Origin of the sequence: Cryobacterium sp. CAN_C2 (assembly GCF_015751745.1) — a bacterium.
Lineage (GTDB): Bacteria > Actinomycetota > Actinomycetes > Actinomycetales > Microbacteriaceae > Cryobacterium.
On the sequence record NZ_JADOUX010000013.1, the window covers coordinates 14181 to 36559 of the forward strand.

Genomic DNA, 22379 nt, shown 5'->3' on the forward strand with positions numbered 1-22379 from the left:
CCCGAGCCGCGCACATCCATTACCCGAATGGATCAGGTACTGCAATGTTGCTACCCGAGAACCGCCGTCGCACCGTGCGGCTCGTGCGCGCACAGCCGCGGCATCGGGCCGAGACCCACCGGGCGCCGCGGAGCATCGTCGGCTGGCTGGCGACGGTCGTGGTCACGGCACTCGTCCTGTTCGGCGCACCCATCGCGGCGAGCGCCGACGACGCGCTCGTTGGCGCCCCCGCCACGCCCACACCGATCGTCAGCACGACCCCGGAGCCGGAACCACTGCCCGCGCCGTCGCCACAACCGGTGTCGCCACCGACCAGCAACCCCATGCCGGAACCCACGCCGGAACCCACGCCTGAACCCACGCCTGAACCCACGCCTGAACCCATCGTCGCGCCGATCCCTGAACCCATTGCAGAACCGACCCCCGAGCCCACGGCCGGCCCCACACCGACACCGACACCGACCCCGGCCCCGACCCCGACCGCGGAACCCTCGCCGGAACCAAGCGATGGCCCCATCCCGCCGGTGACCGAGACCCCAGACCCGACCGAAGCCCCGGCCGAAGCCCCGGCCGCAGATCCGAGCCTGGTCACGCCCACCCCAACCGGCGCGCAGATCGCGGCAGAGGCTGCTGCCCAGGCTCAGCCATCACCTCGGCCATCAGCCACCGCCCGCGCGGCCGCCGCACAGGCGCACGTGGCGCAGCAGGCTGCCGCCGAGCGGGCCGCAACTGCGCGCGCCGCCGCCCAAGAACTCACCGTGCAACGGGCATCGGCGCTGGCGAGCGCCCTGACCCGCTCCCAAGCCGCGCAAGCCGCGCTCGACACCGCGCGCGGCGACCTGGAATCAACCCTGGCGAGCCAGAGGATCGCACTGGGTCGAGCCTCCCTCGTGCACCGTTTAGCCGTGGAGGCGTCGCAGACAGCCGCCGAAACCACCCGCAGCTTCGCCGTGCTCGCGCGCAAACTGGCCCAGCAACGAAGCGGCGCCATCGTCACCGATGTCTTTCTCGGCGGGCATTCGCTCAGCAACGTGCTCGACCAGCTCAGCACGCTGGACCAGCTGGACCGCGTCACCGAGAACATCGAGACGATCCAGGCCCGCGCCCAGGCCGACACCGTGCGCGCGGTCAAGCTGAATCAACAAGACACCGAGACACGCGCGGCTGCGAGTACGTTGTCGGTTGACGCCAGCCAGGCAAAACTCGACGCGGCCACGAGCGACTTCGAGGCAGCGGGTCTGGCACTGGTCGCTGCGGCGTCGCAGGCGGCGACCGCCGCCGCAAGCCTGGCCGCACTCGACGTGCGCCCGATCATTCGCACCGACGTCGGCCAGCTGAGCGATCAGGGCTGGGCCAACCCGGCAAGCGGTCCGATAACGGATGGCTACGGGCCGCGCCCGGTTCGCCCGCTCCCCGGCGTCGGAGCGTTCCACTATGGCACCGACATCGGGGCGAGCTGCGGAACACCCGTCTTTGCCGCCACCTCCGGGATCGTGCACGCCGCCGGCTCCGTCGGGAGCTACGGCAACTGGATCATTATCGAACACGGTGAGGGCGTGCAGACGGGCTACGCCCACCTCGCCACCGGCGACACCCTGGTCACTGTCGGTAAACACGTCGCCGCCGGCCAACAGATTGGGAACGTCGGCAGCACCGGTCTGTCCACCGGCTGTCACACGCACGTCGAGGTTCGGGTCGACGGCGTGCGCATCGATCCCCAATCGTTCTTCCTGAACCGCGGCGTCGTCCTCGGCGGTTGATCGCGCGGTCGCAGGAACGTGTTCTGCGCGCCATCTGAGCGACCTCGCAGCTTCAGGCCCGCTGGTTACGTCTCCGCGCCGATGGCCCGGTAGAACTGATCGACGGCCAGCCGGGTATATGCGCCGTGGTCGAACGCGCCGGAACGAACCTGCCCGCTCAGAAACGTTCTCAGCCCTGCGGCCAGTCCGGCGTCAGTTTGAGGCACGACCAGCCCGAAACCGATCGGGAGAGCATTCTGCACAGACTCGAAGTCAACCGTGACGATCGGCAGGCCGAGCACCAGCGCTTCGAGAATGACCATGGGCTGGCCCTCATAGTCGCTCGAGAGAACGAAGCAGTCCGACGCGGCAAGGATGGCGTAGGGGTTCTGCTGCACGCCCGTGAGGGTGACCGCCCCCTCCAACCCCAGCTTCTTGATCAGGGCCTCGAGCGCGCCACGAAGAACACCCTCACCAACGAGAACGAGCCGAGTGGCGGGCGTCTGCGCGTGCACGAGACCGAACGCACGGATAAGGCGTGCCTGATTCTTCTCCGGAGAGAGCCGCCCGACCGAAACGAAGGTTGTTATATCGTCATCGGCGAGAATGTCGTCCACCCAGGCGGGAGTTATCCCCGTCAGCGTATCTCGAGCCGTTTCCCGCAAGTCCTGCGCGCCCGCGACCAGGACGTGTGTTGCATTTGCCGTGTTGGGCGCGAATGTGAATTTCGCCGGCTCGGCATAGTGGGCAAGTTTGCGACTATTGATCTGCGACAGACTCTGTGAAACCGACACGAGATGGTCGTATTGCTCGTACAGTGTGAAGTTTTGGGTGAGACTTCGCAGCATTCTTTTTCTACCCCGCACCGTACGGTGCGCGTCGGAAGCCAAGTCGTTGTGCAGCCAGATCGATCGGATCGCCTCGGGAGAATGAAGCAGTAGCGCCGACCAGAACGGTCCATATCCGCTGAAGTCGATCACGTAGTCAAAGCGACTGTCCCCGAAACAACGCGCCCACTCGTCATCCCACAGTCTTTTCTGCGTCGCTTGGCCTTGATGCTGACTAATTCGACCGAAATAATAGTGGAGGCGCCGGGCCAGCTGATCACGGGCGGAGCCGTTCATCCCGCCCACTCGCGCAAACTGGCGGACTGCGGGATGGATCGCGTTTTGGTTGGCGATTGCGGCCGGTACTGCGCTCTGGGCGAAAAATGCGGAAACGTCGAACCGGGTGTGGTCGATGTTATTCAGTAAGTTCAAAGCGGATGTCGTTATGCCGTTTGGCTGCATCCCGCCCAGGTAGACCAGAATGGACCGATGAGCCGAGGAAGCTACGCTGCGAACGTGGTGCGCCCCCACGTTGCCACGAAAGACGATGTCCACAATGCGGGCACTCGCGCCACCATCATTCCGGCCGCAGAATTCGAGCTGGGCGGCGCGGTACCGGGCGGCTGATTCAGCCGGCAGACCACCGGTCAGCAAGGTTCTTGCGAGCTCAATCGTCAGCTCTTCCATCGTGCGGCAGACTGGGCCTGGCCAGTTTTCGGGCGCGAAATACAGACCCCTCGTACCCTCATATTCATCCAGGTCCGGAGCAAAGAACACGATCGGTCGCCCTGTGCACAGAAAATCAAAGAAGATACTCGAATAATCCGTGATCAGAACGCCGGCGAGTCCGAGGACGACATTGGTGGGCATATCGTTCGGCACCAGCAAACGCGTCAGATCCGGCCTGGAAGCGGCACGGGCATGAACGATTTGGTGCGTTTTTAGGAGGACCACGTACTTGCTGGTGTCGATCCTCGCTGTTATTCGGGCGACGTGGTCGAGCAGTTGGTCGATGTCGTCGTTCGGCCGGGCGAAAGACGCGCCCTTCCACGTCGGAGCGTAGAGCACGATTGTGCGATCGCCCAGGGGGATGCCCGCGTCGGTCAAGCGTGCGCGGCCCGCAAAGACGCCAGCACCGTCGAGAGCCTGCCGGTCGATGCGCGGGTACCCTTCCTCAATGATCAGACCTGTGAAAATGCCACTGAGTTTGTATCCTTTTTCATACATCTGCTCGGCCATGAACGGATTGGCAGCGAGCAGGTAGTCGGCGGCAACGAAGTTGCGTACGATATTGGCCGTTCCGCGCGCACCGCCGTCTATGTCATAGCCCATGCGTTTCAAGGGTGTGCCATGCCAAGTATTGAGGTATGTCTGGCCAGGCCGCTTGCTGAACTGAGGCGGAAAAGTCGAGTTATTAACAAGAAATTCGCTCGTCGCCAGAGCGCGATGGTACGACGGTGAGCCGTGGCGAACAAACGTCACGTTGGGCGCGCCAGAAAACTCCGCGACGGTCCGTCCATACTGTTTCAGGTCTGACAAAACCCAAATATGGTTGAGCTGCCCCATATCGGGCGTTGCCAAGAGCTGGCGAAAGATGGCTTCCGGGTTGCAGAGCACGCCATTACCGGAGAACGACTCATAGAGAACAGTTCCCTGTCGGATCGGCTCACCGCGCCAATGAGCGTGGAGTTGGGATTGGGCAAAACGTTTTGCTCGCGACGCGAGGCGCATCACACGGGTGAGGTTCATGGCCCGCCGCATCTCCTCTCCTCTTTTTTTCGCGCCCACCGTGATCACTCACCAACGCCGCGCGAAGCCGTCAGTTTAGTTCGCTTCTCCGGTGCACTTTCACGGGAGTGCAAGCGCTGGATAGCATAAAGGAATGCGCATTGTGCCACGTACCGCTTCCATTCGTGCAAACCGTGCCGTCGACAGAATCCGTCGGGCCGCAGTGGCCGAGGTGTACGCATTCTGGCGCCGGCGCCCTGTCGACCCGAATCTGGTGCTCTACGAGTCGTTTGCGGGAAATGGAATGCTGTGCAATCCGGAGGCGATTTTTCGAGGCTTGCGCGCGGCACCCGACTTCACGCATCTCAAGCACGTGTGGGTGCTCGCGAACAATCACGATAACCTATCGGTCACTCGTGAATTTGCCGGTGATTCTTCTGTTCGATTTGTTCGCCCGCAGTCCCTGGCCTACTACCGAGCACTCGCCACCAGCGGGTACCTCATCAATAACGCCACGTTTCCCGCGCAATTCAGCAAGCGTATCGAGCAGGTCTATCTCAACACGTGGCATGGAACACCGCTCAAGCGCATGGGGTACGACATCGGAGATCGTGCGGCACGGGTGGGCAATGTGGTCCGAAACTTTCTATTGGCGGACTACCTCCTCGCCGCGAATCGGTTCATGACCGAACAAATGTATGAAACCGGCCATCGACTTCACAACATTTACCGGGGCCACATCATCGAGGAGGGTTATCCCCGAATCGACCGTCAGTTTGTTGACTCCAGCGGCGTCGCCGCCATAACCGAGCGACTCGAAGCGACCGGCCTGCCCATCGGCGGGCGAAAGATCATCCTGTACGCGCCGACGTGGAAGGGGGAGTCTTTCGCCCGCCCCAGTGATGATGCGGCCGAGCTGTTGCGTCGGGTGACCGAACTGGAAGCGCTTATCGACACGAAGCGCTACGTGGTCCTCCTGAAGATTCACCAGGTGGTCTACAAATTCGCCGCTGAGCGAACCGAATTCAGCGGGCGACTGGTGCCCAACGAAATACCGACGAACGCCGTTCTGGCTGCAACAGAAATTCTCGTCACCGATTATTCCAGTACGTTTTTCGATTTTTTGTCGACCGGGCGACCCATTGCGTTCCTTACTCCGGACATCGACGACTATGCCGGATACCGTGGTTTGTACACCGAGTCCGACAACTGGCCGGGGCCAGTGGTGCGCACGGTCAGCGAACTGGCCGTTGAATTGAACATAATCGCGCGCTCGGGGCCGCGACCTGACAGTGCTCAGAAGTATCGCGTTATGGCGCAGAAGTATGCGGGGCACGAAGACGGCCACGCAACGGAGCGCGTTATCGACATCGTTTTTCGGGGTCAGCGCGACGGTTACGAGGTGAGACACGTGGCCACGGACGACAGGACATCCATTCTCATCAACGTCGGCAGCTTGCGACCCGGCCACATAACGACCGCGGCACTGAACTTGCTGAACGCCATCGATCACGGCCGATACGACGTTTCAGTGGTATTTCCGAACAGTCGCGTGCGCGGCGTCTTGGAAAAACAAGCGGAAATTCACCCTGCAGTCCGCCAGTTCGTGCGCGTGGGCGGGATGAACGGCGCCAAAATTGCCCATCTCAGGCGTCGGTACCAGTGGCACAGCGCTGACCTGAGCGCACACTCGAGATCCCCGCGGCAGAAATCCCTGTGGGATGAGGAATGGACTCGGTGTTTTGGAAGCAGTGTTTTCGATTACGCCGTTGACTTCAGCGGGCGGGATCCGCTCTGGGCAACCCTGATGCTGCATGCGCCGTCAGCCCGACGATCGATCTGGTTGCATGATGGTGTATCTGTCGAGGTGCCAGAGACCGACGGCGAGAACCACCGGCAATCACAGCACGCACGGGGCATTTTGTCGCTCTATCGTGAATACGATAATCTTGTGTCCACTTCACCGGAGCTCGAAGAAATCAATGCTGAAAGACTCGCTCAGTATGCTCCTCGAGAGAAATTTGTTTCAACGTTCGATCGTGAAGATGTGCCACCGTCGCCCCCCGATGCACTGAACCACCGCGCTGCTGCGTTTGACCGGTTTCAGCGTGCCATCGGGGCGCTGCCCCGGAGTGCGTAGCCGACTCGTCATCTGGATACCCGGGCCCGGAACTTCGCCGTAGCCCGGGCTGTGATCTGCGAGGTGTATCGGGCCAGGCGGTGGGATGGTCGTTCGATGACCCGATAAAATCCCCAGGCCGCGACCAGTGCAACGGGAACGGTGAGCACTGCCACCAGCCACCATTTATGGTCGCCGAGCACGAAGGTCAGGGTGGCCAGAATGGGGATGTGAATGAGGTAGAGGCTGAAAGATATCCGTCCAAGCCATTGACCGGGGCGGGAGTCTAGCGCGCGGCGCAGAAACGGTACCCCGATAGCAGCCCACACGAGGCCCGCCGCACCGAGCACTGGCATCAGGCGTAAGACGCTGTCTGAGAGCGTGCCAAAGGAAGCAAGCGAGCCGGCCCACCACCGGGCGACCAAAAGCAGGAGCACGCCGACGACCAAGATGATTCCCCAGAGGGTCGCACGCGGGCGCTTGAGGCGTTGCCGAGTCCACTCGTTGATGGAATCCAATCGCACGGCCAAAAGCGTGCCGATGAAAAAAACCGGGAGATATTTTAGAGCGTCGATGTGGGCCAGCGTCCCCAGCAGAATAAGAATAAACGCGACAGCGCCTGCTAGTAGCCAGCGACGTCGAACCACCTGGGCCACCGCCACGAACAATGGCAGCAGCACGGAAAAAATGAGCTCCCACCTCAAGGACCAGAGCACGTTGTTGATGTCATACGAGACGGCGGTGAGACTCATTTGGCCCCACAGCGTCGAAGGCGTCACGGCCGTGGCGTTCGACTGGCTCATCCAGGAGCCGGCGGTGACAACCGACTGGTCTCGGGGAAGAAGCCAAATCAGCGCGGTTCCTATCGCCAGAGAAGCCCAAACCGGCAGATAGATGCGCACCATCCGACCCGTGAGAAACCCCGTCCAGGAAAACCCAGGCTTGCGCAACGCGGGAAGGGCGACGACGAGTCCGCTCAGCACAAAGAAGACCAGTACCGCTTCTGATCCCGCGGTCACGAGTTTCAGGGGAGTCTCGGACACCACCCAATACACGCTTCCCGGTGCGGATCCGCCAGCACTGACCAGCGTCGGCTTTGCGACGAGATAGATATGGTGCAACATCACCACGAGTGCCGCAACTCCCCGCAGACCATCGAGGGATGTCAGGCGGTTCGTCGGTATGGGCGTCGTCGACGCGGGTAGCGCGGCAGCGGTCTGTAAAGTCACCCAATTGAGGGTAGTAGCTCTTGCTGACCGTTCGCTTGCCGGTGCTCCAGAGCACGGCGGATATTCCGACGCTCGCGGGTGCCCTCGACCAACAGATAGAGCACCGGAAGCACGATCAGCGTCAGCACCGTCGATGACACGAGCCCTCCGATGACCACGAGGGCGAGCGGCTGGGAGATGAATCCGCCGTGGCCAGTGAGGCCGATCGCCATCGGCAGCAGGGCGAAGATCGTGGCGAGCGCCGTCATCAGAATGGGTCGCAACCGGCGGCTCGCACCGGCGATGAGTGCGTCGGGTACCGAGAGACCGCGCCGCCGGTACTGATTGACCAGGTCGACGAGCACGATCGCGTTGGTCACCACGATTCCAATCAGCATGAGCACGCCGATGAGCGAGGGCACCCCGAGCGGAATGCCGGTCGCGACCTGCAGCGCGATCGCCCCGGTCGCCGCGAACGGCACCGACACGAGCAGCAGCAGCGGCTGCAACAACGATTGGAACGTCGCCACCATCACGATGTACACGATGAGGACGGCCACGAGCATGGCGACCCCGAGTTGCTGAAAAGCCTCGGCCTGGTCGGCACTCACCCCGCCGAGTGTCGCGGTTGCCCCGGTCGGCAGCTTCGTGTCGACGAGTATCTGGCTCAGCTGCGCGTTCGCCGTGCCCAGATCGTCGCTCGCGGGCGTCGCCGAGACGGTCGCCGTGCGCAGTCCCTTCGCCGTGGTGAGGGTGCTTGGGCCGTCGACCTGTTCGACGGTCGCGAGGGTGTCGAGGGCCACCGATCCGGTGCGCGTGGCAATCTGCACAGCCGCGAGATCAGCAGACGTCGTCGGCGGAGACTGCGCTGTGAGATACACGGTCAGGTTGGTCTCGTCGATCGCGATCGACCCGATCACGCTCGGCTGCATGGCCTGCGACACGAGGGTTCCGAGGGCGAATTCGCTGAGACCGGCGGCGGCCGCCGCCCTTCGATTGACCGTGACGGCCAGGTACGGCAGCGAGGAGGCGAGGGTGCTCGCACTCTCCTTGATGGCCCTGAGTTTCTGGACCGCGCTGAGAATGGACGTCGTCGCGGTCTGCAGGTCGGCATCCGTTGCCGCCGTGATATCGACGGCAATGTCGGAGGATGCCCCGAACCCGCTCGCCGCAGCCACCGAGATCTCGCCAACATTGCCCAGGCCGGCCAGAGCGCGGCGCGCGCGGTCTTGCACCGCATCGGCGTCGGCACCGTCGGCGGTCGTGATCGAATAGGTCACGGCGCTCGAAGCGGGCGCCCCGCCACGAAACGCGCTCCCAGCGCTACCGCCGCCAATCGACAACTGCACAATGTCGATGCCGTCCAGGGCACGCAGCGCTGTCTCCACCGAAGCTGATGCCGCATCCTGCGCAGCCAGGCTGCTGCCCACCGGCAGCGTTTGCGTCACCCGGAACGTGTTCTGCCCGGTCGACCCGAGAAAGTTAACCTTCATGAACGGCACGAGCGCGGCCGTTCCGCTGAGCACGAGCACGGCGAGCAGCAACGTCGCGACGGCGTGCTTGAGCGTGAATCGAATGACCGGCAGATAGCCCTTCTGCAGCCGCCCGGGGTTCTCGCCGGCCTCGGCGGCCGCCGACAGACCCGTCGCAGCGGGCACGCTCGCCGATTCGGTGGCCGTGTCATTCGGGGTAGCAGGATCGGCAGCAAGATCGAGCGTAGCCACGGCCTTCGGCGCCCGCAGAAACCAATACGCGAGCACGGGCACGATCGTGAGCGACACGAGCAGCGACGCCAGCAGGGCGATCGTCACGGTGAGCGCGAACGGCCGAAACAGTTCGCCGGTCGCCCCACCCACGAAGGAGATCGGCAGGAACACGGTCACCGTCGTGACGGTCGAGGCCGTGATGGCTCCGGCCACTTCACGCACGGCGAAGACGATCGTGGCGGCGCGGTCGGCGCCGGCGACGAGGTGCCGTTTGATGTTCTCGATGACCACGATCGAGTCGTCAACGACCCGGCCGATGGCGATCGTGAGCGCTCCGAGGGTGAGGATATTGAGCGAATATCCCACGCTCTGCAGGCCGATGAAGGTAATGAGCACCGAGGTGGGGATCGAAATCGCCGTGACCAGCGTGGCCCGCACCGAGAGCAGAAACAGCAGAATCACGATCACCGCGAAGCCGAGGCCGAGCAGGCCCTCCTGGGTGAGCGCGTCGATCGACTGCTGGATGAACGGCGCCTGATCGAACACGACCGTGAACGTGGCGGGCGCGACGGCCGCCTCAAGCTGCGGCAGAATCGTGCGCACGGCCTTCGACACATCGACCGTATTCGCGGCCGGCACCTTGGTGACGGCGATCGTGAGGGCAGGTTCGCCGTTCACCCGGGAAATGCTCGTGACCGGGTTCTCAACGAGGGCGACAGTGGCGACGTCGCCGATGGTTGTGGGGGTGGCATCCGCTGTAATGCCCGCTGTGGCGATGAAGCCGGTCGAGCTCGCCACAAGCGGCAGTGCGGCGATGTCGTCGACCGAGCCGAGTTTACTGCCGGCCTGCACCGACAGGGTCGTGTCGCCCTCGGTGATGGCGCCGGCCGGAATCAGCGCGCCGTTCTGCTGCAGTGCATCCCGCAGGCTTTGCGTGCTCAGTCCGCGCGCGGCGAGCTCGTCGGCATTGGGGGTGATCGTGACCCGGCGGCCGATGTCGCCGACCAGGGCGGCGTCGCGCACGCCGGCCACGTCGCGGAGGTCGCCGAGCACGCTGCGTTTAAGCTGGTCGGCGAGCGCCACGGTATCGCTCGACGAGACCGCGAGCGAGATCACCGGAAAGTCGTCGATGCTGCCGCTGATCACCTGCGGGTCGAGACCGGCCGGCAGAACGTTCGTGATGCGGTTGATGGCCTGGTCGATGCGGGATTCGGCCTTGACCAGGTCGGTGCCGTAGGTGAAGGTGGCGCTCACGAGGGACGAGTTCGTGTTGCTTGTCGTCGACGTCGTTTCGAGCCCGGCGAGGCCCTGAATGGCGGTTTCGATCGGGGTCGACACGTCGTCGTTGACGACCTGCGGCGAAGCGCCCGGATAGCTCGTCGACACGAGCAGCTGCGGCAGCTGCAGTGACGGAATCAGCTCTTGCTTGAGGCTGGTCAGGGCCAGGCTGCCGAACACGGCCGCGACAATCGTGATGAGGGCGATGAGCGCCCGATTCTTCATGCTCAGAACCGCGAGAAAATGCACCCGCTCAGTATGTCAGTGCCCGGGTTGTTCCGTGGGCGACTAGACCACGTCGGCGAGTTGCGAGCTCAGCGGGCTGCCGAGATTCACCCCGGCGGTTACGCCGCCGTGCACGTGCGGCACCTGCCAGCTCGAAAAAAGCATCGGCGAGGCGCTCACGAGGTCGGAGCAGCCAACCCGGAGACCGCCCCACACGGCCTTGCCGACCGATCCGACCGTGACAACCGTGTCCGCGCTGCCACCAGCCGATGCGACACAGGGCAGAAACGTGCCTTTCCGGTCGATGTTGGGTTCAGCGATTGTCTCGTCGACAATCAGAACCGTGCCCTGCCTGGCTGCGGCCGCGACCACGCGTTCGCGCTGATCGATGGGCATGGTCCGGCCGGTCGGGTTATGAAAGTCGGGCATGAGGTAACCGAGCTGCGGGTTGCTCCGCTCCAGAATTTGCAGCAGCGCCGTTTCGTCCCAGCCCTTGTCGCCGTCGGTTTCGTCGGGGACGAAACCCGACCCGCCGAGGTGCACGCCCGGGCTCTGAGCTACAGCTCCGCCATAAATCCGCTCCAGGCATAGTGGCTACTTGATAACAGAGAGGTTATAGAATTGGATGGGTTTTTATGACCCGACGCCTCGTCCAGCTCTTTATTGGCCTCTTCCTCTACGGACTGGGCATCGCGTTGATCGTGCGTGGTGGCATCGGGGTCGCGCCGTGGGACGTCCTGACCCAGGGCATCGACAAGCACACCGGGCTTGGTTTCGGTCTGGTGACGGTCATGACGAGTGCGATCGTGCTGTTGTTCTGGATTCCGATTCGGCAAAAGCTCGGTGTCGGCACAATCTTCAACGCCGTATTGGTCGGGCCGGCTGCGGATGTCGGTCTGCACCTGATTCCGGCGGATCTCGACCTGTGGCTGCGCATTATTCTGTTCGCGCTCGGTCTCTTCACGCTTGCCTGCGCGACCGGCCTGTACATTGGTGCGCACTTCGGGCCCGGCCCGCGCGACGGTCTGATGACCGGGCTGCACAAGCGCACCGGCTGGAATATCTGGGTGGTGCGCACCCTGCTCGAGGCCACCGTGCTCGGCATCGGCTGGGCGCTCGGCGGCAATGTCGGCATCGGAACCGTGCTCTTTGCCGTATTGATCGGCCCCCTCTGCAACTGGACACTGCCCCTCTTCGCGATCCGCCGCCCCGGCCTGATCGCCCGCGCCGACGTCTCCCCCGAGATCGACGTGGAGGCAGCTCCCCTCGCGGAACGCAGGTAAGGGCGGGGTTAGAGGTTGCGCCGGGCGAACTCACCCACATCGACCCCGACAACACCCATCTGGTCACCGACTCGTGGCACGAGGGTCGGGGCTGCGAACGGATCAGCCGGCCGTAGCCCCGCAGAACTCGGTGATGGTGCCCTCCAGGATGTCGGCGAGCGCGCGCACCGAGGCGGCGTCGACCCACTCGGTGTCGGCGTGCAGGCCCTCACCGTCGGCGCCGAACACGACGCACGGGATGCCGGCCTCGTGAATGAGTCCGGCATCGGTCCAGAACGGTTCGCCGCGGGTGGCCGCCGGGTGGCCGAGCACCCGTTCGGCGTGGCCGGACAGCGCACGCACGATCGGCCAGTGCGGCTCGGCCGCAAAGGCCGCGCGCGCCACCAGCCGAGTCAGCGTGAACTGAAATTGTGGCGCGGTGCGCGCCAGTTCACTGAACAGCGCGCGCAGCTCGGTCTCGACGCTCTCGGGCGACTGGCCGGGCAGCATCCGTCGTTCCAAAGTGAGCACACAGCGGGCTGCGACCGTGGCCGCATCATCACCACCGGCAATCTGCGACACCCGCACGGCGCCGTGACCGAGCGTGACATGTGCCGGGGCGGCGTTCAACTGCTGACGCAGGCCGTCGAGGGCGCAGAGGGCGAGGCCGGCATGCCAGATGGCGTCGACGCCGAGCTCGGGCTGCGAGCCGTGCGCGGCGAGGCCGGTCAGCTCGAGCTCGAACCAAGCGAATCCGCGGTGTGCGGTGGTGAGTTCGAGGCTGCTCGGCTCGATAACGAGGGCGGCGTCGGCACGAAAACTACGCAGCACCTCTTCGGTTCCGATGCTGCCGAATTCTTCGTCCGCGACGAGCGTCACGATCACATCGCCGGGAAGCCCGGCAGCGGACGCCCGCGCGGCCGCCACGAGAATGGCCGCGAGCCCGCTCTTGGTGTCGAGGGCCCCGCGCCCGTGCACCCGGCCCCCTGTGAGATCACCGCTGAACGGATCGCCCGCGTAGGTCGCGATGCCGACCGTATCGAGGTGGGCGTTGAGCATGAGCGAGCGACCACCGCCGGTGCCGCGCTTCAGGCCGACGACGGACGGTCGCCCGGGAGTCTGCTCCAGCACGGTGACGTCGAAGCCCTGCTTGAGCAGCCAGTCACCGCACCACGCGGCGATCTCGGCTTCACCGGCGGCGTCGGGCACGAGATCGGGGTTGACGGAGTCGATGCGCACGAGCTGCTGCAGGATCGCGACGGGGTCGCTCTCGGCGGGTAGACGGGTCATCCTTCGAACCTAGCGCCTCGCACGAGAAGGGCTAAACCACTACTTCGGGGCACAGCGGCCGGGTGCGGGCTCCCCGAATTGGGAGGCGCTCCCGGTAGGGTGCAGCATGCGTTCCACTTCCCGATTGGGGCTGATTCCAGCTGCGCTGGTGAGCGCATCCGCGGTTCTACTCTTTGCGCTGCGCCTGCCGCTGCCCGGTTACGCCGTTCTGGCAGCAGCCCTGACGCTCGCGTTCGTGATCAACCGCGCACTGTTTCGCGATCTGTTGCTCATTGCGGTCGGACTCGCGATTATCAGCTCGATCTCGGTCGAAGCGAACATCAGCTACCCCAACATCGCCCTCATGGGCACGGTGCTGAGCCTCTCGGTGCTCGTGCCATACCTGCTCTCGCGCTACTACTTCATGGACCACGCGATTCGCTTTCCGATTCGCACCGGGCAGCGCTGGACCACGCTCGAACGCGCCTACCTCCCGATCGTAGTACTGCTCGGGTACCTGATTCTGCCGAGCTATTTCATCGGAAGCGGCGCGTACCGGAACTGGCCGGCGGTGACCGCGCCCGATGAGATTGCCCGGCTGTTCGTGGGTGTGGGCTTCGTGGGCATCTGGGACGAACTGTTCTTCATCTGCATCGCGTTCGCCCTGCTGCGCCGGCACTTTGCCGACTGGCAGGCCAATATTCTGCAGGCCGTGATCTTCTCGTCGTTCCTCTGGGAACTCGGCTACCAAAGTTGGGGGCCCCTGCTGACCGTACCGTTCGCGCTTCTCCAGGGCTACACCTTTGCCCGCACCCGGTCGCTGACCTATGTGGTCTGCGTGCACCTGCTCTTCGATGTGGTCGTGTTTCTCGTGCTCGTGCACGCCCACAATCGCGACTGGCTGGCCATCTTTTTGTATTGACCCTCGTGAACCCCTCAGGAACGCGCTATAAAGTGTCATTCAGTACACGCGATATAACGCGAGATTCAAGCTGAAAGGACAACGCAGTGTCACTGGAAAAATGGCTGGTCGCCCCTGGGCAGACCAAGAGTATCGATGTCGAACTGGTGCGCAAGCTGAAGGTCGGCCTCATCAGCGGCACGGTCGACATCATCGGCCGTGACGAGCCCGGCGCCCGCATCGAAGTGCACGGCGTCACCGGCAAAGACCTCAAGATCTCGATGGACGGCGACCGCCTCGAAATCGACCACCCACAACTGCGCTGGGACAACTTCATCGAGGTATTCGCCTCGTTCCGCGGCACCGCACGCGCCGATGTGAGCATCTCGGTTCCCCGCGACGTCGCGCTGCGCTTCGGGGTCGTCTCGGCCGATGCCCTCGTCTCGGGCCTGCGCAACGACGCCAGACTCAGCACCGTCTCCGGCGATCTCGTCATCGACGATGTCGAGGGCGACCTCGAACTCAACGCGGTGAACGGCGAAATCTCGGTGCGTAACCACGCGGGAGCGCTGGTCGTGCACACCGTATCGGGCGATATCACGGCGAGCGGCAGTATCAATCAATTCACGCTCGACGGGGTCTCCAGCAACGTATTTCTCGACCTGACCAGCACGCCCGACCAGATTGTGACGAATTCGGTCAGCGGCAACCTCACCGTGCGGCTCGAGCCGGGCGTCGCCGCGCGCTACCACCTCAACACCATCTCCGGCACGATCCAGCTCGACGATCAGACGGTGCGCACCGCGTTCGGTAAGGGCTACGAGGGCTCCACCGGTGCCCTCGACGGCAGCTGGGTCGACGTCCGCTCCAACTCGGTGTCGGGCGATATCTCGGTCGTGCGCCGCGAGACTGCCAGCCCAGCGTCGACCAGCACGGCGTCGACCAGCACGGCGGATGGCGCAGCGGCGGCCTCCGCGGACGCCCCGCAGGAGCAGGCATGAGTGCCATGTTCGCGCACGGTAGCCTGCGCCTCTACCTGCTGAGCCTGCTCGCCGAGCGGCCCCGGCACGGCTACGAGCTGATCCAGGCGCTCAGCGACCGCTTCGGCGGCACCTACAGCCCGAGCGCCGGCACGATCTACCCGCGGCTGGCCAAGCTGGAGGAGGACGGGCTCGTCACGAAGTCGACCGACGGCCGCAAGACCGTGTACGAGATCACCGCTGCGGGCCGTGCCGAACTGCTCGCCCGCGACGGCGAACTCGGCGCGATCGAAGACGAGGTGACCGACTCGGTGCGGCGCCTCGCCGACCAGGTGCGCAGCGGCGTCAACTCCGCCATGAAGACCCTGCGGGCCGACCTCGCCTCGGCCGCCCGCCAGGCCCGCGATGCCGCTTCGGCAGACTCGCGCGGCTACGACGGTACCGCCGATTCGTGGGACCCCACGGGCTCGTCGACCTGGAACCGTGGCCACCCGACACCGACCGCAACCGAGGAAAAGTCCACCGAGGAAAAGTCCACCGAGACCTCGAATGCTGACACCACGACGGGCGACGGCACAGCCCCACGCCATGACTCCACGCGGTCCCTGCGCGAGGCCGACATGGTGCTGAACGAGTTCCGACAGCAGCTGCGCGCCGATCTGCGCACGCAGGCCTATCGGTCGGTCGTGCCGCCTGACACCGTCCCGTCGCTCCGTCGGCAGCTCGCCGACGTGCGCGCGAGCATCCTCGCCACCCTCCACCAGTAGGAGCCTGCGGCGGCCCCGCAACGATGTCAGAAAACGCCCAATAAATGAGGTCGATTTGACACGGGTCGCCGTGGGTGTAGTGTCGATGCTCGTGACAACCGAGGCGAACGCCCCAGTACCGGAAAGCCGTTCACCAAAGCGGTGGATCATTGGCGATCCGCTCCCAACCGAGCACTTAGAGGGCCAGCTACTTCCCAAGCACCTCGCCCTCCCGATTTTTGCGAGCGACCCGCTATCGAGCGTGGCGTACGCGCCCCAGGAACTCCTCATGATCCTGACCCTCGGCGGGCTCGCATTCCTCAGCTTCGCACCGTGGGTCGCCGCCGTCGTGGTCGTGCTGCTCCTCGTCGTGGTCGCGTCGTATCGCCAGCTGATCAAGGCCTATCCCTCGGGGGGCGGCGACTACGAAGTCGCCCACAAGAACCTCGGCGAGAAGGCCGGCCTCGTCGTCGCATCCGCTCTCCTGGTCGACTACGTCATGACCGTGGTGGTCTCGGTGGCCAGCGGCGTGGACAACATCATCTCGGCACTACCTGGCCTGGCTCCGTTCCGGGTCGAACTCGCCGTGGTTTTCATCATTCTGCTCGCCGCGGTCAACCTGCGCGGCGTTCGCGAGTCAAGCAACGCGTTCGCCCTCCCGACGTACCTGTTTATCGGCAGTGTGCTGCTGATGATCATGGTAGGACTCGGTCGGGCCCTGCTGGGGGATGCCCCCATTGCGGAATCGGCCGGGTACGACGTACAGGGCGAGAACCTGGCTCAGGCCGCGTTCATCTTGCTTCTCCTGCGCTCCTTCGCGAGCGGATGCAGCGCGCTCACCGGGGTCGAAGCCATCGCCAACGGGGTTCCCGCGTTCAAACACCCCAAGGTCAAGAATGCGCAGCGCACCCTCACTCTCATGGGCGCCATCGCCATCGTGTTGTTCGTCGGGTTGACCGCGCTCGCGCTCATCTCCAAGGTGCACTACGCCGAGAATCCCTGCGACTTGATCGGCTGGGCTGAGTGCGCCACCGAGCCCCAGCGCAGTCTCATCGCGCAGGTGGCCGCGGCGACCTTCGGCGACTTCTCGGTCATGTTCTTCGTGCTGCAGGCCGCGACCGCGGCCGTGCTGCTGCTCGCCGCCAACACCGCCTTCAACGGCTTCCCGCTCTTGGGCTCCGTTCTCGCCCGGGACTCCTACGCACCCAAGTCGCTCAGCACGCGCGGCGATCGGCTCATCTACTCCAACGGTGTCGTTCTGCTGGCCCTGGCCGCGGTGGCGATCATGGTCGTCTACCAGGCCAACCTCACCGTTCTGATCCAGCTGTATATCATCGGTGTTTTCGTGTCGTTCACCCTCGGGCAAACCGGAATGGTGCGGCACTGGCTGAAACTACTCAAGAAGAACCCGCCCAATCGCAGTTCGATTATCTTCAGCTTGTCCATCAACGGATTCGGCGCGCTGCTGACCGGAGTCGTGCTCATCGTCGTCACCGTCACCAAGTTCACCCACGGCGCCTGGCTCGTCTTCGTGATGATGCCGATTCTGTTCTTTCTCATGATGGGGGTCAACCGGTACTACCGCGACGTTGCGAAGGAGATCGAGGTCGACCCGATTACGACGTTCGGCTCGCAGGGCGACCACGCAATCGTGCTCGTCGGCAAGATGCAGAAGCCGGTGCTCAAGGCGCTCGACTATGCCATTGCCGCGCGGCATGTCAGCCTTGAGGCGGTGCACATCTCGATCGACAACGCCGAGACCAAAGAGCTCAAACGCGCCTGGGTCAGGCAGAACATCCAGGTGCCATTACGAATCGTCGCCTCGCCGTACCGCGACATCAGCTGGCCGTTGATCAGCTACATTCGCGGTCGCCGTGAGGACCACGGCTCCGAGGTCATCACCGTGTACACACCGATCTACATCGTCGGCCACTGGTGGGAGGGGCTGTTGCACAACCACAAGGCCCGCCGGCTGCGTCAGAAGCTCATGCTCGTGCACGGCGTCACGATTGCCCTCGTGCCGTGGCTGCTCGACTCCTCGGAGCTCATCTACGGTCGGCGGTCCCGCCCTATTCCCGGTCAGGACCGCCGCGGCGAGCCGGTGCGGTCGCGCCCGGTGTCGCGCCGGCCACTCGCGCCCCCCCCGGGAGCGCTCGACACTGGGACGAAGTCGACCACGATCGTCGGAACCGTCCCCGCGCAGTCCAGGCCCGCGGCATCCCGTCGCCGCAAGCGCAAGTAGCGGCTTCGCCCTTCCGCAGCGCAGACAGAAGGCGACGGACGGACCAGCCTGGCCGGCTCCGATAATGACGTTGGGCACGCTGAGATTGCCCGTCATGCCACCCCGTTTCTACGGATTAGCCGTGCGAACGGCGTCCGCGGGGCGCTAGGCCCACCATGCTAAACTAAGGTTTAGTTTTTACACATTCCGTTCGGCAAATCCCGAGGGTCTCGCGACCTGCTCGGCCTGGCATCGTAAGGGGGTCACGCATGGGGCGCGGCCGTCAAAAAGCAAAGCACACCAAGGTAGCTCGGGAGCTGAAGTATTTCAGCCCGGATACCAACTACAACGCGCTCGAACGTGAGCTGACCGGGCATCCGTCCGACCCGCGCCTTGACGAAGACCTCGCCAAGTGGCCCGAGTACGAAGCGGACAAGGCCAAGCAGGGCGCCGACGCTGACGCCACGGATTCCGCTGACGGTGACGATGACCCCGACGGCGACGACGACCGCTACGTAGACCACTACGCCACCGAAGACGAGAAGAAACGCGCCTAGGCAGAGCTGTCGCTGAGATTGGTAACAGTGACCCAACCGTTCGGGCGTTGGAAGGTGAGCAGATCCGTTCTGCCGGCCTCCATCCACTCGAGTCCGCCGCTTCGACCGACAGCTGCCCGAACCAGGCCGGCTGCGGAAGAATGCCGGATCCTGCCGGTCGGCAGCGGGGATCGAGGCGACCTGCGGTAACCCCAGTTCGTCACCCTGATACAGGTAGGCAGACCCCGGCAGAGCCGACTCCAGCAGGGTCGCTGCCCGCGGCCACCCAGCGCCGGCAGTAAGTACCGGGTCGCCAGGCGCACAAGGTCGTGGTTGGAGAGCACCCACGTCGATGATGAGCCGGTCTGCTCGGTGGCGACGTAGGTGGCAACTGACCCGCGGGGACTGCTGCCGGCCGGGTTTGACCGGCCGTACCGGGCCCGTTGAGCGCATCGGCAAACGGGCGCCCGCACGCAGTGTGCTTCAGCTCGCGTAGGCCCCGACGAGGCGCACGGCACCGCCATTGACACCCTTTGCACCCTGCTCGAACCCGGTCAGGTCGTGCGCGGCGCGTGAGACGCGGCCGGCGGCCCAGGCCGGTATAGCGCTTCGCGCCAGCCTCGCAATGACCGACGAAACGGATGCCGCATCGACGACCGCGAACATGCCCACTCCGAGGTTCCACGTTCCCTCCGCGCTTTCCAGCGTGGAACCAGCCATGTCACCGAGAATGCGAAACACGGGCGCGGGCGACCAGGTGGAGCGGTCCACCTCCACCCACGAGCCGACCGGCAGCACGCGGGCGAGGTTCGCGGCGATTCCGCCACCGGTCACGTGGCTGAGTGAGTGGATGGCGCCGGCCAGCTCAGGGTCGCCGAGTACGTCGAGGAGAGGGCCGGTATACAGCCGGGTCGGCTCGAGCAGAACTTCGCCGACCATACCGCCAAGTTCGGCTGACATGGCGGTGTAACCGATGCCGCGCTGGGCCAGAATATGGCGCACGAGCGAGTACCCGTTGGAGTGCAGGCCGCTGGAGGCCATGGCGATGACGACGTCGCCGGAAATGACCTTGTCGGCGCCGAGCACCTGGTCGGCTTCCACCACACCGGTGGCCGCGCCGGCGACGTCATAGTCGTCGGGGCCGAGCAGGCCAGGATGTTCGGCGGTCTCGCCGCCGACCAGGGCCGTTCCGGTCTCGGAGCAGGCGCGGGCGATTCCGGCCACGATCGACGCGATGCGCTCGGGCACCACCTTGCCGCAGGCGATGTAGTCCGTCATGAACAGCGGGCGGGCGCCGACGACGACGATGTCATCGACGACCATGCCCACCAGGTCTTGCCCGATGGTGTCGTGCTTGTCAATCGCCTGGGCGATGGCAACCTTGGTACCGACGCCGTCGGTCGACGTGGCCAGCAGCGGCTGGCGAAACTTGGTGAGGAACGACACATCGAAAAGCCCGGCGAAACCCCCAACACCGCCCCAGACCTCGGGGCCGTGCGTCTTCGAGACAGCAGACTTCATGAGCTCGACCGCGAGGTCACCGGCCCGGGTATCGACACCGGCTGCTGCATACGATGCCTGAGAAGTTGTGGGGGTGTTGCTCATTCTGGTCTTCCCGGGTCACCGAACGGTACCTGGCCCAGGCGGGCAAGGGCTTCTTCTTTGCGCGTTGCGGGTGCCAACACTGCTTCCAGGTCGGAATCCGGGCCGGGGTCGCATCCGTTTGATGCCGCCGGACGCTCGAGCAGGTTCTTGCCGAGGTGCTGCGACTCGGGCAGCGCAATCGGGTACACGCCGGTGAAACAGGCGGTGCAGAGACGTTCGCGCGGCTGCTCGGTGGCTTCGATCATGCCGTCTTCCGAGAGGTAGCCGAGGCTGTCGGCGCCGATCGACTGGCGCACCTCGTCGATCTCCAGGCCGGTCGCGACGAGTTCGGCACGGCTGGCGAAGTCGATGCCGTAGAAACACGGCCAGGTGATCGGCGGGCTGGAGATGCGCACGTGCACTTCGGCTGCACCGGCCTCCCGCAACATGCTCACGAGGGCGCGCTGCGTGTTGCCGCGCACGATCGAGTCATCGACCACGATCAGGCGCTTGCCCTTGATGACGTTTTTGAGCGGGTTCAATTTTAAGCGGATGCCGCGCTGCCGGATGGTCTGCGACGGCGCAATGAAGGTACGGCCGACATAGGAGTTCTTGACGAGGCCCTGGCCAAATGGAATGCCCGATGCCTGCGCGTAGCCGATGGCAGCTGGCGTACCGGATTCCGGGGTGGGGATGACGAGGTCGGCCTCGACCGGGTGCTCGGCGGCGAGCCGGCGCCCCATCTCGACCCGAGCCTCGTGCACACCGCGGCCGGCGATCGTGGTGTCGGGGCGGGCAAGGTAGACGTACTCGAAGACGCAGCCCTTGGGGTCGGCCTTCGCGAAACGCTGCGTGCGCAGCCCGTTTTCGTCGATCGTGATCAGTTCGCCGGGTTCAACCTCGCGCACGAAGCTCGCGCCGACGATATCGAGCGCGGCGGTCTCGGAGGCCACAACCCACCCGCGTTCCAGGCGACCGAGCACGAGTGGCCGTACGCCCTGCGGGTCGCGGGCCGCATAGAGGGTGGTTTCGTCCATGAAGACCAGGCAGTAGGCGCCGCGCAGGCGCGGCAGCACCTCGAGCGCGGTGGCTTCGAGGGTGTGGTCGAGGTCGCCGGTGAGCAGCGCGGTGACCACGGCGGTATCGGTCGTGTTGCCGCGGGCGAGTTCACCGTCAACCTGCGGATAGCGTTCGTGCACGAGCCGCAGCAACTCGGCCGTGTTGGTGAGGTTACCGTTGTGGCCGAGGGCCACCGTTCCGCTCGCGGTTCGCCCGAGGGTTGGCTGGGCGTTTTGCCAGCTCGATGATCCGGTGGTGGAATATCGGGTGTGCCCGACGGCAATATGCCCGAGCAGGGTGCTCAGCGAGGCCTCATTGAAGACCTGCGAGACAAGTCCCATGTCTTTGTAGATGAGAATCTTGCTGCCGTCACTCGTGGCGATTCCGGCCGATTCCTGGCCGCGGTGTTGCAGGGCATAGAGGCCGAAGTAGCTGAGTTTGGCTACCTCTTCGCCGGGAGCCCAGACGCCGAAGACGCCACAGGCATCCTGTGGACCCTTCTCGCCTTGGAGAATATCGTGATTTAACAGTCCGTCGCCACCGGGCAAGCCGCAGCCTCTTTACTTCTCGTTGAACGTTTGAAAATCGTCGTTGGGGGTGCCGGAGCCAGGCTCAGCGGCGCGTGGTTCGTTCGCGCCCAGTCTATCGGCGACGACCGTCGTGTGCGATCGGCCGATGATCCGGTCGATGACGAGGGCCACGACCGCGCCGAGACCGGCACCGACAGTGACGCCGCCGAGCAGGAGGAAACCGAAAATCTGCGCGCGGTCATACTCGTCGTTCTCCGGAAAGGCGAGCGTGAAGATGAAGGCCAGCAGCACTCCCAGAATCGCTCCGAGCAGCATGAAGTTGCGGTAACGCGGGGCCCGATGCACGGTGACGGTCGCCTCCGCCAGCACGGTCTCACTGGCGGTCTCGTTGTCGGCGATACTCTCGGTTGACGGGTCCTGGGGCTGCTCGATAGAACTCACCCCTCTATTGTTCCATGGGC

General features: G+C 64.6%; 16 protein-coding genes and 1 pseudogene. 8 read left to right on the forward strand and 9 right to left on the reverse strand.

Annotation, left to right across the window (positions count from 1 at the left end):
- Positions 1 to 44: 44 nt before the first annotated feature.
- Positions 45 to 1760: a M23 family metallopeptidase gene (locus IWX77_RS11210; RefSeq protein ID WP_196844599.1), complete on the forward strand. Its 1716-nt coding sequence runs from the start codon at positions 45 to 47 to the stop codon at positions 1758 to 1760.
- 65 nt (positions 1761 to 1825) lie between these two features.
- Here the strand turns inward: IWX77_RS11210 and IWX77_RS11215 are convergent, their stop codons facing one another.
- A complete protein-coding gene (locus IWX77_RS11215) occupies positions 1826 to 4315 on the reverse strand; it encodes a glycosyltransferase (protein WP_196844600.1) in 2490 nt (829 codons plus the stop codon).
- A 133-nt stretch (positions 4316 to 4448) separates the two neighbouring features.
- Here IWX77_RS11215 and IWX77_RS11220 point away from each other — a divergent pair, with 133 nt between their 5' ends.
- Positions 4449 to 6434 (forward strand): CDP-glycerol glycerophosphotransferase family protein, encoded by a 1986-nt coding sequence (locus tag IWX77_RS11220; RefSeq protein ID WP_196844601.1) that lies wholly within the window; start codon positions 4449 to 4451, stop codon positions 6432 to 6434.
- Between the two features lie 8 nt (positions 6435 to 6442).
- On the opposite strand, the gene IWX77_RS11225 is transcribed toward IWX77_RS11220, so the two are convergent.
- The 3 genes from IWX77_RS11225 to IWX77_RS11235 are packed head-to-tail and all read right to left on the reverse strand — an operon-like array spanning position 6443 to position 11373.
- Positions 6443 to 7642: an acyltransferase family protein gene (locus IWX77_RS11225; protein ID WP_196844602.1), complete on the reverse strand. Its 1200-nt coding sequence runs from the start codon at positions 7640 to 7642 to the stop codon at positions 6443 to 6445.
- Positions 7639 to 10854, reverse strand: coding sequence for an efflux RND transporter permease subunit (locus IWX77_RS11230; RefSeq protein WP_196844603.1), 3216 nt, complete (start codon positions 10852 to 10854; stop codon positions 7639 to 7641). The genes IWX77_RS11225 and IWX77_RS11230 overlap by 4 nt, the downstream gene beginning before the upstream one ends.
- A gap of 39 nt (positions 10855 to 10893) precedes the next feature.
- The gene (locus tag IWX77_RS11235; protein ID WP_196844604.1) at positions 10894 to 11373 is read right to left on the reverse strand and encodes an aminotransferase class I/II-fold pyridoxal phosphate-dependent enzyme; all 480 of its coding nucleotides are present in this window, start codon (positions 11371 to 11373) and stop codon (positions 10894 to 10896) included.
- A 92-nt stretch (positions 11374 to 11465) separates the two neighbouring features.
- On the opposite strand from IWX77_RS11235, the gene yczE reads away from it, so the two are divergent.
- Complete coding sequence (gene yczE, locus IWX77_RS11240; RefSeq protein WP_196844605.1) at positions 11466 to 12113, forward strand: membrane protein YczE; 648 nt, start codon at positions 11466 to 11468, stop codon at positions 12111 to 12113.
- A gap of 102 nt (positions 12114 to 12215) precedes the next feature.
- Here yczE and IWX77_RS11245 read toward each other — a convergent pair whose 3' ends face one another.
- A complete protein-coding gene (locus IWX77_RS11245) occupies positions 12216 to 13382 on the reverse strand; it encodes a M20/M25/M40 family metallo-hydrolase (RefSeq protein ID WP_196844606.1) in 1167 nt (388 codons plus the stop codon).
- A gap of 106 nt (positions 13383 to 13488) precedes the next feature.
- On the opposite strand from IWX77_RS11245, the gene IWX77_RS11250 reads away from it, so the two are divergent.
- The 5 genes from IWX77_RS11250 (at position 13489) to IWX77_RS11270 (ending at position 18766) form a co-directional block, all read left to right on the forward strand.
- Entirely contained in the window at positions 13489 to 14283 is a 795-nt protein-coding gene (locus IWX77_RS11250) for a CPBP family intramembrane glutamic endopeptidase (protein WP_196844607.1), read from the forward strand.
- A gap of 86 nt (positions 14284 to 14369) precedes the next feature.
- Positions 14370 to 15263: a DUF4097 family beta strand repeat-containing protein gene (locus tag IWX77_RS11255; protein ID WP_196844608.1), complete on the forward strand. Its 894-nt coding sequence runs from the start codon at positions 14370 to 14372 to the stop codon at positions 15261 to 15263.
- Positions 15260 to 16009 (forward strand): PadR family transcriptional regulator, encoded by a 750-nt coding sequence (locus tag IWX77_RS17465; protein WP_442784468.1) that lies wholly within the window; start codon positions 15260 to 15262, stop codon positions 16007 to 16009. Before IWX77_RS11255 ends, IWX77_RS17465 begins: the two co-directional genes overlap by 4 nt.
- 85 nt (positions 16010 to 16094) lie before the next feature.
- Positions 16095 to 18230: an APC family permease gene (locus tag IWX77_RS11265; protein ID WP_196844609.1), complete on the forward strand. Its 2136-nt coding sequence runs from the start codon at positions 16095 to 16097 to the stop codon at positions 18228 to 18230.
- Between the two features lie 248 nt (positions 18231 to 18478).
- The gene (locus tag IWX77_RS11270; RefSeq protein WP_196844610.1) at positions 18479 to 18766 is read left to right on the forward strand and encodes a DUF3073 domain-containing protein; all 288 of its coding nucleotides are present in this window, start codon (positions 18479 to 18481) and stop codon (positions 18764 to 18766) included.
- Positions 18767 to 18805: 39 nt separating this feature from the next.
- Here IWX77_RS11270 and IWX77_RS17180 read toward each other — a convergent pair.
- The 4 genes and pseudogenes from IWX77_RS17180 to IWX77_RS11285 form a co-directional block, all read right to left on the reverse strand.
- A pseudogene (locus IWX77_RS17180) lies at positions 18806 to 19113 on the reverse strand (alpha-amylase family glycosyl hydrolase); the annotation flags it as partial.
- 115 nt (positions 19114 to 19228) lie between these two features.
- On the reverse strand, positions 19229 to 20350 hold the full coding sequence (purM, locus tag IWX77_RS11275; protein WP_196844611.1) for a phosphoribosylformylglycinamidine cyclo-ligase: 1122 nt from the start codon (positions 20348 to 20350) through the stop codon (positions 19229 to 19231).
- Positions 20347 to 21936 (reverse strand): amidophosphoribosyltransferase, encoded by a 1590-nt coding sequence (gene purF, locus IWX77_RS11280; RefSeq protein WP_196844612.1) that lies wholly within the window; start codon positions 21934 to 21936, stop codon positions 20347 to 20349. The genes purM and purF overlap by 4 nt, the downstream gene beginning before the upstream one ends.
- 12 nt (positions 21937 to 21948) lie before the next feature.
- On the reverse strand, positions 21949 to 22359 hold the full coding sequence (locus tag IWX77_RS11285) for a hypothetical protein (protein ID WP_196844613.1): 411 nt from the start codon (positions 22357 to 22359) through the stop codon (positions 21949 to 21951).
- Positions 22360 to 22379 lie beyond the last annotated feature (20 nt).